13 protein-coding genes are annotated in these 11,922 nt (G+C 36.3%); 12 read left to right on the forward strand and 1 reads right to left on the reverse strand.

Going from position 1 to position 11,922, the window contains the following annotated elements:
• Positions 1–94: 94 nt before the first annotated feature.
• The 6 genes from FEU33_RS18905 to FEU33_RS15900 all read left to right on the forward strand — a co-directional run bounded on the left by FEU33_RS18905 (position 95) and on the right by FEU33_RS15900 (position 5,691).
• Complete coding sequence (locus FEU33_RS18905; protein ID WP_186731455.1) at positions 95–259, forward strand: hypothetical protein; 165 nt, start codon at positions 95–97, stop codon at positions 257–259.
• A gap of 410 nt (positions 260–669) precedes the next feature.
• Positions 670–1,704 (forward strand): ATP-binding cassette domain-containing protein, encoded by a 1,035-nt coding sequence (locus FEU33_RS15880; protein ID WP_146550465.1) that lies wholly within the window; start codon positions 670–672, stop codon positions 1,702–1,704.
• The gene (locus tag FEU33_RS15885; RefSeq protein ID WP_146550466.1) at positions 1,701–2,516 is read left to right on the forward strand and encodes an ABC transporter permease; all 816 of its coding nucleotides are present in this window, start codon (positions 1,701–1,703) and stop codon (positions 2,514–2,516) included. Before FEU33_RS15880 ends, FEU33_RS15885 begins: the two co-directional genes overlap by 4 nt.
• Before the next feature lie 149 nt (positions 2,517–2,665).
• The gene (locus FEU33_RS15890; protein ID WP_146550467.1) at positions 2,666–3,451 is read left to right on the forward strand and encodes a nucleotidyltransferase domain-containing protein; all 786 of its coding nucleotides are present in this window, start codon (positions 2,666–2,668) and stop codon (positions 3,449–3,451) included.
• 571 nt (positions 3,452–4,022) lie between these two features.
• The gene (locus FEU33_RS15895) at positions 4,023–4,934 is read left to right on the forward strand and encodes a DMT family transporter (RefSeq protein WP_244951063.1); all 912 of its coding nucleotides are present in this window, start codon (positions 4,023–4,025) and stop codon (positions 4,932–4,934) included.
• A gap of 481 nt (positions 4,935–5,415) precedes the next feature.
• Positions 5,416–5,691, forward strand: a complete 276-nt coding sequence (locus tag FEU33_RS15900; protein ID WP_146550468.1) for a hypothetical protein — start codon at positions 5,416–5,418, stop codon at positions 5,689–5,691.
• A 173-nt stretch (positions 5,692–5,864) separates the two neighbouring features.
• On the opposite strand, the gene FEU33_RS15905 is transcribed toward FEU33_RS15900, so the two are convergent.
• Positions 5,865–6,362, reverse strand: coding sequence for a hypothetical protein (locus tag FEU33_RS15905; RefSeq protein WP_146550469.1), 498 nt, complete (start codon positions 6,360–6,362; stop codon positions 5,865–5,867).
• A 369-nt stretch (positions 6,363–6,731) separates the two neighbouring features.
• On the opposite strand from FEU33_RS15905, the gene FEU33_RS15910 reads away from it, so the two are divergent.
• The 6 genes from FEU33_RS15910 to FEU33_RS15935 all read left to right on the forward strand — a co-directional run bounded on the left by FEU33_RS15910 (position 6,732) and on the right by FEU33_RS15935 (position 11,919).
• Positions 6,732–8,285: a histidine kinase N-terminal 7TM domain-containing diguanylate cyclase gene (locus FEU33_RS15910; protein ID WP_146550470.1), complete on the forward strand. Its 1,554-nt coding sequence runs from the start codon at positions 6,732–6,734 to the stop codon at positions 8,283–8,285.
• A gap of 308 nt (positions 8,286–8,593) precedes the next feature.
• Complete coding sequence (locus FEU33_RS15915) at positions 8,594–8,929, forward strand: aminotransferase yhxA (protein WP_146550471.1); 336 nt, start codon at positions 8,594–8,596, stop codon at positions 8,927–8,929.
• Between the two features lie 35 nt (positions 8,930–8,964).
• Positions 8,965–9,369, forward strand: a complete 405-nt coding sequence (locus tag FEU33_RS15920; RefSeq protein WP_186731456.1) for a DUF350 domain-containing protein — start codon at positions 8,965–8,967, stop codon at positions 9,367–9,369.
• An 18-nt stretch (positions 9,370–9,387) separates the two neighbouring features.
• Positions 9,388–9,843: an RNA helicase gene (locus FEU33_RS15925; protein ID WP_146550473.1), complete on the forward strand. Its 456-nt coding sequence runs from the start codon at positions 9,388–9,390 to the stop codon at positions 9,841–9,843.
• A gap of 8 nt (positions 9,844–9,851) precedes the next feature.
• Positions 9,852–11,075, forward strand: coding sequence for a glutathionylspermidine synthase family protein (locus FEU33_RS15930; RefSeq protein WP_146550474.1), 1,224 nt, complete (start codon positions 9,852–9,854; stop codon positions 11,073–11,075).
• A gap of 379 nt (positions 11,076–11,454) precedes the next feature.
• Positions 11,455–11,919 (forward strand): PadR family transcriptional regulator, encoded by a 465-nt coding sequence (locus tag FEU33_RS15935; RefSeq protein ID WP_146550475.1) that lies wholly within the window; start codon positions 11,455–11,457, stop codon positions 11,917–11,919.
• Positions 11,920–11,922: the final 3 nt, after the last annotated feature.

An 11,922-nucleotide genomic window follows, 5' to 3' on the forward strand; every position in this document is an offset into this window, starting at 1 on the left:
ACATAGGTGAGGCTTATGAGTGAAATAATTAATTATTATTATCAATTTTCATGAATAAGGTAGATAGCGGAAAAAATACGGGAGGTTATTATAAATGAAAAAAGGCCAACTGGAATATATAAAGGTTGTAAGTCTTGCTATAATAGCGGTCAGTTTATCTATTATAGCTTGGAATTCCTCAAAGGAGGTTTCATATCTTCAAGGAATTAAAGAAAATATAAGTGACATTATTACAACACTATATGATCTTCAACGATGATAAAGTATTGGTTATTATTGAACTAATGAGTACTTTTAACCAATTAACGGTTTTTTAACGGAACCTGTATGGTTTGTAAATATAGGTAAACATAAAAGAATTATTTCCTCAGAAATAATAAACCTTTCAAATATAAAAAATCATGAATATTAAGAGACAGCATTTATGTCTCTTTTTTTATCCCGCTTTAACGGGCAGTAAGACTCCCATCTCAAGATATAGAGAGAAACGAGAAAGATAGATGGGGAATCAACTGCCCGTTAAAATCCGATTGGTTTAGCTAACCACCAGTGGGGAATGAAGAAAACCCCCACTGATGGAGTTTCACTTTATTTTTAGTTCATATTCAGTTCACAAAAATAGGTTATTCTCTCTACATAATCAATAACGAATAAGAGGGAGGATTTAGATTGAATCGAACAACTAGTAAAAGAACCGTTATAGAAAATAAAGATTGGGCTGTGGAAGCACATGGATTAGTCAAAACGTTTGGTGATAATCGCGCAGTTGATGGGGTAGATTTGAACGTTCGAGCCGGCACGATCTATGGGGTACTCGGTCCAAATGGAGCGGGGAAGACAACGACGATTAGAATATTGGCAACGTTATTGAAAGCAGATGCCGGTTCAGCACAGATTTTTGGATATGATGTGGAGAAGGAGCCGCAGCTTGTGCGTCAATTAATTGGAGTGACAGGTCAGTATGCTTCCGTTGACGAATCGCTCAGCGCTATGGAGAATCTGATTATTTTTTCCCGTTTGTTAGGTCTGGGGCGTACCGATGCAAAGCGTAAGGCATTGAATTTACTAGAGGAATTTGGGTTAATGGAAGCGGCAAAACGCCCATTGAAAAATTTCTCAGGGGGTATGCGCCGCCGACTAGACTTAGCCGCAAGTCTTATTGCTCAACCCCCTCTCATCTTTTTGGATGAACCGACTACTGGATTAGACCCAAGAACTCGCAACCAAATGTGGGAAACGATCCGGCGATTAGTAAATGAAGGGTCGACGGTACTGCTAACAACACAATATCTTCAGGAGGCCGATGAATTAGCGGACAGAGTTGCGGTTATTGACCGTGGTCAAGTTGTAGCAGAAGGTACAGTAAATGAACTGAAAGAATCGGTCGGCACCTCATCCTTGCATTTAAGTATTCAAAACGAACAATATATGCAGGAAGCTCGCTTAATGGTGGAGCGAGTGCTTAACGTTCAGTCAGCTGTATCTACGGAAGGTGGGAAAATTACAGCGCCCATGGCTGATGCAGACAGAGTAACGGATTTGCTAATCACACTTAGAGAGGCTGGCATTCAACTGGCAGAATTAAGTGTACAAAAACCAACTTTAGATGAGGTTTTTCTATCTATCACTGGTCGTAAAACTAGTTTAGAAGATGAAACAAGTGCTACATCCAATAAATCTAATAAAAAGGAGAAGTTGATATGAGCAACGCAACAATAAAAGCACTCAATGAGCGAAAGCTTCGTGACAAATCAAGCTTTCGGGAAACAGTAAGAAATTCATTAACAATGGCTTACAGAGGTTTGCTAAAAATAAAGCGTACACCTGAACAATTATTCGACGTCACACTACAACCGATTATCTTTACGCTCATGTTTACTTATATTTTTGGTGGGGCGATTTCTGGTAATGTGCAAAACTATTTACCCGTTATTATTCCAGGGATCCTCGTCCAGACTGTTATTACGACCTCTATTGTTACGGGCGTACAGTTACGAGAGGATATGGATAAAGGTGTATTTGACCGATTCAAATCACTACCGATTGCTCGGATAGCTCCTTTAGCGGGAGCTTTGCTGGCTGACACAGTACGATACACGATTGCAACAGTACTTACATTTACAATGGGATACATCATGGGATATCGTCCTGAAGGTGGTTTAGGCTTTGTATTCCTTGCAGGGATTCTTGTCATTATTTGTTCTTGGGCTATAAGCTGGATTTTTGCTTTCTTTGGAGTCATTTCACGTACAGCCTCAAGTGTACAAGGAATCTCCATGATTATTCTGTTTCCGCTCACGTTTCTCTCTAATGCATTTGTACCGACTAATACACTGCCCGACCTGCTTCAATGGTTTGTAAAGATTAATCCAATCTCGCATCTAGTTACAGCTGTAAGACAGTTAACCAATTCTGGGACAATAGGTTGGGACTTCACGATCTCTCTTATTGGAGCAGGAATCATAGTGGCCATCTTTGCCCCCATTACGGTACGTGCTTATATGCGGCGTGCATAGTGATAGATGTATTTTTCGATGACGTAATTTCATAGAATCTAAGTTTTATGTGATGATTTTCTTCATGTACTATACTCAGGTATTTAGTTATATTAGTAACATGGGAGGATTTAGAGGAAACTTATGAAACTTTATAGGAGATATGCGAAATGAAGGAAATCATCCGAAAGAAATTATTGAAAATAGAAGAAAAATATAACGTAAAGATTTTATATGCGGTTGAATCTGGAAGTAGGGCATGGGGCTTTCCTTCAAAAGATAGTGATTATGATGTTCGGTTTATTTATATTCACCCACTAGAATGGTATCTCTCAATTGATCCTCAGGGTATTGGTGCAAAGAGAGATGTAATTGAAGAACCGATTAATGATTTATTAGATATAAGCGGCTGGGAAATCACGAAAGCGCTACGTCTTTTTCGAAAAAATAATCCGCCACTTTTAGAATGGTTACGCAGCGATATCGTGTATTATCAAAAATACGTATTCGTCGATAACTTGCGGTCTTTGGAATCGACTGTATTTTATCCAAATTCGATGATTCATCATTATTTACACATGGCACAAAATAATTACCGTGAATATTTACAAGGTTCAGAAGTGAGAATCAAAAAATATTTTTATGTACTTCGACCCATATTAGCTTGTAAGTGGATCGAGAAATACAATCGGACACCCCCTATTAGTTTTCATGAATTGTTGGCAGACATAATTCCAGAAGGTGAACTAAAAAATGCAGTGGAACATCTTTTAAAACGAAAGCTCATTGGGGACGAGTTAGATATCGAACCTCGTATTGATGTGATTAATGATTTTGTGGAAAATGAAATGGAACGACTCGAAGAATATGTGAGATCACTCAGAGTTGAAGTAAAGGATCCAACGAAAATATTAGATGACTTGTTCAGAAATACTTTGCAAGAAGTTTGGAAGTAAGCATTTAGTCTTGTGTATCATCACGTCATGTCAATCATTAGAAAAATTCATCGAATCACTTTAAGACTAGCTATAGAAGATAATTATCGTAGGTAAATTAAAGTATCTATTATTTTGATAGATGGAGAGTACTTAAATCTACAAAAAAATATAAAAACAGGCTATAAAAAACTGCTCATTCTAATGGATAGGGGTGAGCAGTTTTTTTATAGAATCATATTTATCCGTGATAGGAGAGCATATTGTATTTGATATACTAAAAACAACCAAATAAAAAGTTGAATTATTCATCTTCATTTTGGATCTATGTCAAGATTTTAAATACAAAAGAGTGAGGCTGGCTGCTTAAAGGGGTTTATCGCCTTTAAATATTCTGATTATTTAAAATATTTTAAAATTAAGTTTACAAATATAGGATATAGTTATAATATAGTAATTATCTCTTCAATAATGTTATAGAAATGTATTAGTGGTCAGTTTTATAAAAAGATAAATTGCAATGCTAAAGGTAATAAATTACTGTATATGTTTTTTACCTTTAGCCATTTTGTTATAAAGGTAAGGGAATATAATGGCTAATACAAATAAGGGAGTATTAATTAAAAAAGATAGTCATATTTGGATGGCAGACGTCACTTTATTATTGGTTGCATTGGTTTGGGGATCAAGTTATATTACCGCTAAAACGGTATTAAATCACTATGAACCATTCATGTTTTTATTTTATCGCTTTTTTATCACTATCATCATCATGCTGCCTTTTGTATGGAGAAATTTAAGAGAAGCGCCAAAAGAAACATGGATAACAGGAATAGTGCTGGGCTTATTTTTGTTTGCAATTTTTTCTTTTGAAACTTGGGGAATTCATTATACAACAGCTTCTAACTCTGCTTTTATCATTAGTTTAACATTAATCTTAACTCCGCTGATGGAGTGGATGGTCAACAAAAAATTCACAGGATATCCATTTTTTATCGCTGTTGGGTTATCAGTCATTGGGACGGGATTATTAACTTTAAAAGATACTTTCTCATTTAATATGGGGGATCTATTAATTCTTGGAGCAGCAAGTCTTCGGGCAACACAGATGACCTTTACCAAAAAATTAACCATTGGCAAAACATTTGATAATAGTGCCTTAACATTTATTCAATTATTTATTGTCGCTATTTTATCTGGGATGATGAATATATCATTTGAGCATGCGACTCTTTTGGAATTCCCACAATCAAGAGAATTTTGGCTTCTTACTATTTATTTAGCTTTATTTTGTACTATTTTTGCGTTTTATGCACAAATGGTATTTATCAGAAAAACTTCGCCTTCTAGAGTTGGTCTATTAATGGGGATGGAACCTGTATTTGGAGCGATCTTCTCTGTTTTAATTGGCGGGGAATATCTATCGATCATGAATTGGACAGGTGGGTTATGTATTGTCGCTGCAACATTTTGGGGCCGTCATTTACTAAATAGAAAAATATAAATCTACAGGCATGTTGATTTGGGGAAAATAGGTGATAAATTGGCGTGATTCTAAAAAAACCTGTATTTTTAGCTCCATTTATGTAGATTGGAGTGAAGGCTTGCTCGAGTCCTCGAAAATGCAAGCATTTCCTTCGTGCGGTGTGGATTCAGGAAGTAAATTCAATGTCCCGCGGGAAAAGCGAACAGTTGAGACCCCGCAGTGAAGCGAGGAGGCTTAGCGTTCGCCCGGAGGAAAGCGAGCAAGTCGTAGCGGAAATCAGCAAATACACTATATTTTGTGGAAAAATTGGACAATCAATATGTGTGATAAATCTATAATGATATATAATTGAAATCACAGTTTTGCCATTAAAATCGTATTGTTTTTATTGATGGTATTGTGTAAGAGCTCATTCCTCCAGCTGTGCATATTTTCTGGACATTTTACAATACTATGTTTAGATCATTTACCTAAGTTGGTAGGAAGGGAAGAAGCAAAATTGGCTAAACACTCAGATACAAGTTGGAAACAGGACCATCCAAGCACTTTGTCTAGCAATTCTGTCCAAAAGGCAGAACGTATGTTGAAAATAGCAAAATCACATCAAGAAGAAATGGCAGTTGAACATATTTTCGATCAAATCTCACATGCGGAAAATGCGATCATGAATGCAGAAAATTATGGCGAGCATTTGGATATAGTCCAACAAAATAAAGAACAGCTAGCACTGATCAAGCAGCAATTACATGACGTACAAAAGAAGGAAGAACGGTAATATTAGGACATTACCCCCACTGTTTCAAAAACATATGGGGGTTCCTTTTTTTTTTGAATGAACAAGATTGTATTCAAGCAGAAAATAGGTGTGTGCTGAACATTTCTCATCAATCATTCATCATCATCCAACTAAAATTGGATGACAATCAAATATATTTTCATTACATAGTTTTAACACCAAACGATTATTTTATAAGGCGTAGTTTGAGCAGGAATACTTCTTGTAGTAGGACCGTAGATCACGATTAGATTTCGATTGGCAGGATTTTTTGAAAAGGGCTGCCCATTTGTTAATAAGATAGGGGTAAAGGGAGAGAGATTCAGTTTTAATTGACCATCACTACTGATTAATTGGTCATTAAAAAATGAAACTTTTACATTTTGATAATTGTTTTCCTTTACAACGACCAGCGCTCGATATTGTGGTGGATAAATGAGGGGGACAGGTGCATCTCCATCATAATAGCCAGTAATGGAATCCCCGATAGACACGATTTCATTGTCTACGAAATAAGTAGTAGGTGAGATGACGAAATGGACGATATTGCCAGTTCCATCCTCTACAGTCATTAGCTTGTAACAACCTTCACCTTCTCCGTTTTGTCCTCCTCCGATCGTAAAGTCATTTATTTGTGTCACAATCCCATGAAAAAATTTAAAATGAACCATAGCCATTCCTTTCTTTATAAAATTTCGGTGAATCCATCATCGTAGCATCAAACCTCTGTATTAATATCGTTTATCTAAGAAAAAGAAGAGAGTCTTTTCCTTTAATTTATGAAAAAATACCTTCTGTACACGATTATTTTAAATTATGTAACATTTCCGCTATGGGTGACAAAGAACGAATGATCGAAAACTATATTAGGGATCCCATATGAATGAAAACTACTTAACTAGAGGTAAGAGTAAAGAATCACACGGCTGTAGTGAATTATTCAAATAGAAAAATTTTCATATTTTAAAAATAAACAGAGATTATGAAATTGATTCGTGTTACATTAATTAAAAAGTATTTTTCAAAGGAGATCTCAAATTGTGAATGCGCAATTGACAGCTTATATTACGCTTATCTGTGTATCAGGTGTATTAAATTTGTATTTATGTTTATACGTATTTATAAAGCGTCACAATTATACAAATATCGCTAGATTCTTTATCGTTTATGCATTGTCCATTGCTATTTATTGTTTTGGTTCTGCCTTTTGCTTAATGGCTACAACATTTCAACAAATAAAATACTGGACTATTATTCTCTATATCGGTTTAGCGTTTGCTCCACTTTTGGGTTTATTGTTTATCATGCAATATTTAGGCATTCATGTATCGAAAAAAATGTATATCGCTCTTTTTACCATTCCCTTCATTAGTTTCATAATGGTTGCTACGAATGATCTGCATCATTTTTTTTATAGGGAATTCAAAATCGATCCGATCTTGGGTGCACCTTACGTTTATGAGAAGATCGGCATATGGTATATGATTCATGGGGTTTTTATATTTTCCTGTATGTTTGTCGCCTTTTTGCTGGCACTTTCCCGTTGGAGGGAGACAGCTAAGGTCTATCGTCCACAATTGATCGCATTAATGTTTGGACAATTTATTTCGATCATAACTGCTTTTCTATATTTAATAGGAGTTACTCCTACAGGTATTGACCAAGTTCCTATGGTTTTATGGGTGTCCTCGCTTTTATATTTATGGGCCATTAACTCATCACGAATGTTTACGATTACACCGATTGCGAAGAATGCAATCTTTAATAGTATCAATGATGGTGTTATTGTATTGGATGAATCCTATCGCTTAATTGAGTATAACAAGGCGTGTAAAAGCATGTTTCCAAAAATAAATAGATCGATGTTTGGGGCGGACTTTGAAAAGGTATGGTTCGGAATATCGGGAAGGAAAATACCCTCCAATTTAGAACCTGCTATGGTCAATCAGGAAATAGAATTAACGACTGGCCGTATTTATCAGGTCCGTACGTCATTGCTGCAACATCAAAATGATAGTAAGGGTCTATTAATTATCTTTACGGATATTACGGAACTAAAAAGATTGCAACTAGAATTAGAGTATCAAGCTTATTATGATGAGCTTACTCAAATTTTTAATCGCAGGGCATTTTTTCAAAAGTGTGAGCGATTGTTTCATGAGGCGATGAAGTCTTCTTTACCATTTACGACTATTTTAATAGATATTGATTATTTTAAAAAAGTGAATGATACATATGGTCATGATGTTGGAGATCAAGTGCTGAAACATGTAGCGCAAGTTTGTCAAATGCAGGTAGGGAAAGACATACTTTTTGCCCGCTATGGTGGTGAAGAATTTATTCTTGCATTGAAGCACAATGCCTCAGTAGGAGAATCGTTAGCAAATCAATTACGTCAACAGGTCGAGTCTCAACCACTAACAACTAGCGAGGGAGTCGTTGCTGTCACATTAAGTAGTGGAGTAGCGGAAGCCGTAAAACAGCCAGGAGAAACATTAAACCATCTTTTGAATAAGGCAGATAAGGCTTTGTATGTAGCAAAGAGAGAAGGCCGTAATCAAGTCTGTGTGTATGCAGGTGTAGAAAATGGTTAATGGATCATTGAATGATCAAAATGGAAGTTTTCATTATAGATCACTTTTGCAATGTTACTTGAAGATTACAAGTAGTTTTTTATTGGGTGCACATCCGTTCATAGCGAAACATAATTTGAATGTATCTGAAAATTGTTCGTATTTTTAAACCAAAAGGTATTTATAAGATGGATCCATATATACAAATCATTCAAGACACATCCTAATAAAATGAAAAAACACTCAAACAAAAATTTCCAGATTCATACTCGAATCTTTTTTGATATTTATTCGTAAAGTATAGTGCGAATAGGAAGGGAGTGAGGATCATGAAGAAAACGCAGAAAATGATGATAGGTATTACAACGACCGCACTTACATTGGGGCTTACCGGATGTGGCTCTAGCAGTGCTAATCTTCCTCCTAAACCATCAGACAAAAATTGTGATGATTGGGAATGGGAAGATGATGACGGTATTTGGACATGTGATGACAGTGGTTCAAGCCATTATGGTCATTATTACTATGGCGGTCATTATTATGGCAATAAAAATTCGCTATTAAAAAGCAATGATTATAAAAGCTATAAAAAAAGTTCCTCATTTAAAGGTGGGATTAAAGCCAGTACAGGGTTTGGCAGTGGACTGAAAAGCTTTGGAGGATGATGTCTACGTGATGAAGAGCAAAGTTGAAAAGGAGGATGAATGTGAATTTATATATCAATTTTCTATCATATTTAGGAGTGGCTCTACTTTTGCTTGTTGTAGGAGTAGCTTTGTTTGCGATTAGCACACCGAAGATCAAAGAATTTCAATTGATCGCTGAGAAAAATGTCACAGCGGCTATGTCGCTCGGTGGAAAAGTCATGGGGTTAGCACTTGTTTTAGGCGCGGCTGCTGAATATTCAGTATCTCTGTTCGATATGGCGCTTTGGGGTGCGATCGGGATTGTTTCTCAAATCATTGTCTTTCTCTTAGCGGAAGTCATTACAATTCGATTTAGTATTCAACGAGCGATCGAAGAGGATAATCGTGCAGTTGGTACGATATTATTATCACTATCATTAGCAGTCGGTTGGGTTTTAGCTAAATGTTTATCCTACTAACGGAGGTGGGGAAGTAGATTGAAACAATTAACGTATTACATTGATAAAGGCAATAGCCACTATGAGCCGCTCTATGAATATTCCATTTCAAATGTTGGGATAGATGAATTTTACGCGAGACAACTTTGTACCTATTTTATTATGAGAGGAACCCAATATGAACTTATTTCAAATGAGATGTATGGGGAAGAAGATATACTAGTCGTCAAAGAAATGGGAAGAAATTTGTCAGGAGAAGATGAAAAAAGTTTTCGTGGTGCAGGCATACATATTGAGTTTCGTAGTCCGTATGAACAAGAGAACTTTCGATTATTGGCACGTATTCCATGTCCTTCTCATTTTGATGTCCTTCGTTTTCTTTTAAAAGATGTAGTGGATGTGCCATTAGTTGGACAAAAGCTTGTCACCTCTACAGAAATTGACGAGGATCGAGGCGTGTATGTGATATACGTCAAGGACTTGGAAGAGGAATGAATAGATAGATGGATCATACAAAGCGACAGCAGTTTTATGGGAAAATGGAAAGCTTTTGGGCGGACCTTTATGGAGAGGAATATGCACTTTATGATATAAAGCTTTTAAGCAAAACGGAAGTTTCCCGCATTCGGCTTATCAGTGAACGTATTGGCAGTATATTTTTTAAAATAGGTTCGCTGCTTCGAAAAGTACCTGATGAAACTTTACTAGAAATGGGATTTCCAAGGGAGACACTTTCATTTATAAGGTTAAAAACCCTTTCAACGGAAAGTGTTATTGCACGACTTGACCTTATTCCATACAAAAATAGCTATAAGTGCATTGAAATCAATGCTGATACGCCCACATTTATAAAAGAATTGTTTGATGTCAATGGACTGGTATGTCAAGAATTCGGCGTAGAGGATCCAAATAAGGGAATGGATCGCCTTTTAGGGAAAGTTGTTCATGACAGCATATACCAAAGTACAGCGAACAAGTCTCCTCATATCGTTTTTACGGCTCATGAGGATAATATAGAAGATCGTGAAACGGTTTTGTATCTTCAAAATGGAATATCGCCATCTAAATTTACACCTCTCCATAAGTTACAGATTCAAAAGGATGTGGGGCTTTTCGATGAAGAAGGGGTGAAAATAGATGTCCTTTATCGGCAAACATTCCCTATCGAAAGTTTGATCATGGATGAAGATGAGGAAGGAAATCCAATTGGTTCATGGTTGCTGAAGCTTGTTGAAGAAAAGAAACTGGCGATCATTAACCCTCCGTCATCCTTTTTGCTACAAAACAAAGTAGTACAAGCTGTTATTTGGGGGTTACATGAAGAACATCATCCTTTCTTTACAGAAGAAGAGCATTTATGGATAGATGAATATTTCCTTTCAACTTATCTTGAACCGGATGTTTTTTTACAAAAAGGGCTTTCTTATGTGAAAAAACCTGCTTTCGGAAGAGAAGGAGACACAGTGGAAATATTCAATGGGAACGGTCAGTTGATACATGCAGATGCTCAAGAATCGTATTCAGAGTATGTTCCCGTTTATCAGCAATGGATCAAGCATCCCCCCATCACATTTAATAGTGAAAAAGGGCAACAGCAAGGGAATTTGTTGCTGGGATGTTTTTTACTAAATGGTCAATCGGCAGCGCTTGGCTATAGAGTGGGAGGCCCGATTACGGACAATCTTTCTTATTATTTGCCAGTAGGAATTTTAAAAGAAGAACAATAAGCCATTTCTCAAAAAGGTGGAATGAGGAGCCATTATTTTTCACTTCATGAAATATCAGACTTAGAAAATAGGTAATTAATGTAAGGCCCTAGTGCTTGAGCGAAAACAATCATTATTCATATTTAGAATAAGTGTAGGATTTGTCCTTTGAATGGGGCAAATCCTTTTTTCTTCCACATTAGTGGAGAGGTATGATCCTCCATTTCAAGGCTTAAAAACTTTCCACAAGCGATTGCTCCCAACACCTATACATGAAAAACAGGGACTAAATGTGGGGTTTATCTGCAAAAAGTATATCGTTTAAAATATTTCGATATATTACGATTGAAAATTAACGATATATCGATTATAATTATCGATATAATTGAGGAGGTATGAAATGAGAGGACGGAGAGGATTTATTCAAATTGCCATTTTGCATTTGCTCAAGGAAGAGCCTATGCATGGCTATCAAATCATGAAGGAATTGGAAGAACGATCAAATGGTGCTTATTCAGCGAGTGCTGGTACCGTGTATCCGGCACTTCAAGAATTATTAGAGCGAAATTTAATTGAACTGGACACTGAAACAGATAAAAAGGTGTATAGCATCAATGACAATGGAGAGAAAAGGTTAGAGGAAAAAAGTAAGTTTATAGAAGGCGATTTTTGGATTGAATGGAAAGAAAGAATGACGTGGAGAAATTCTGAGGAATCAATGCAATTAAGGGCAGCTATGAATCGCTGGGAACAAGAATTTCGAAAAGCCATGAAACAGACACGAGGAAACCCAAAAGGTGTACTTGAACTAATCGCCTTTATCGATGAAATAACCGAGCGTTTAAAAAAGAAAAATGTGAAGTAAGGG

The organism is Rummeliibacillus suwonensis, from assembly GCF_007896435.1.
Taxonomy (GTDB): Bacteria; Bacillota; Bacilli; order Bacillales_A; family Planococcaceae; genus Rummeliibacillus; species Rummeliibacillus suwonensis.

Bases quoted from the DNA above. Each gene is read 5' to 3' on its own strand.
- FEU33_RS18905 (WP_186731455.1), top strand. From the start codon at position 95: ATGAAAAAAGGCCAACTGGAATATATAAAGGTTGTAAGTCTTGCTATA.
- FEU33_RS15885 (WP_146550466.1), top strand. From the start codon at position 1,701: ATGAGCAACGCAACAATAAAAGCACTCAATGAGCGAAAGCTTCGTGAC.
- FEU33_RS15890 (WP_146550467.1), top strand. From the start codon at position 2,666: ATGAAGGAAATCATCCGAAAGAAATTATTGAAAATAGAAGAAAAATAT.
- FEU33_RS15895 (WP_244951063.1), top strand. From the start codon at position 4,023: ATGGCTAATACAAATAAGGGAGTATTAATTAAAAAAGATAGTCATATT.
- FEU33_RS15905 (WP_146550469.1), bottom strand. From the start codon at position 6,362: ATGGTTCATTTTAAATTTTTTCATGGGATTGTGACACAAATAAATGAC.
- FEU33_RS15915 (WP_146550471.1), top strand. From the start codon at position 8,594: ATGAAGAAAACGCAGAAAATGATGATAGGTATTACAACGACCGCACTT.
- FEU33_RS15920 (WP_186731456.1), top strand. From the start codon at position 8,965: ATGAATGTGAATTTATATATCAATTTTCTATCATATTTAGGAGTGGCT.
- FEU33_RS15930 (WP_146550474.1), top strand. From the start codon at position 9,852: ATGGATCATACAAAGCGACAGCAGTTTTATGGGAAAATGGAAAGCTTT.
- FEU33_RS15935 (WP_146550475.1), top strand. From the start codon at position 11,455: ATGAGAGGACGGAGAGGATTTATTCAAATTGCCATTTTGCATTTGCTC.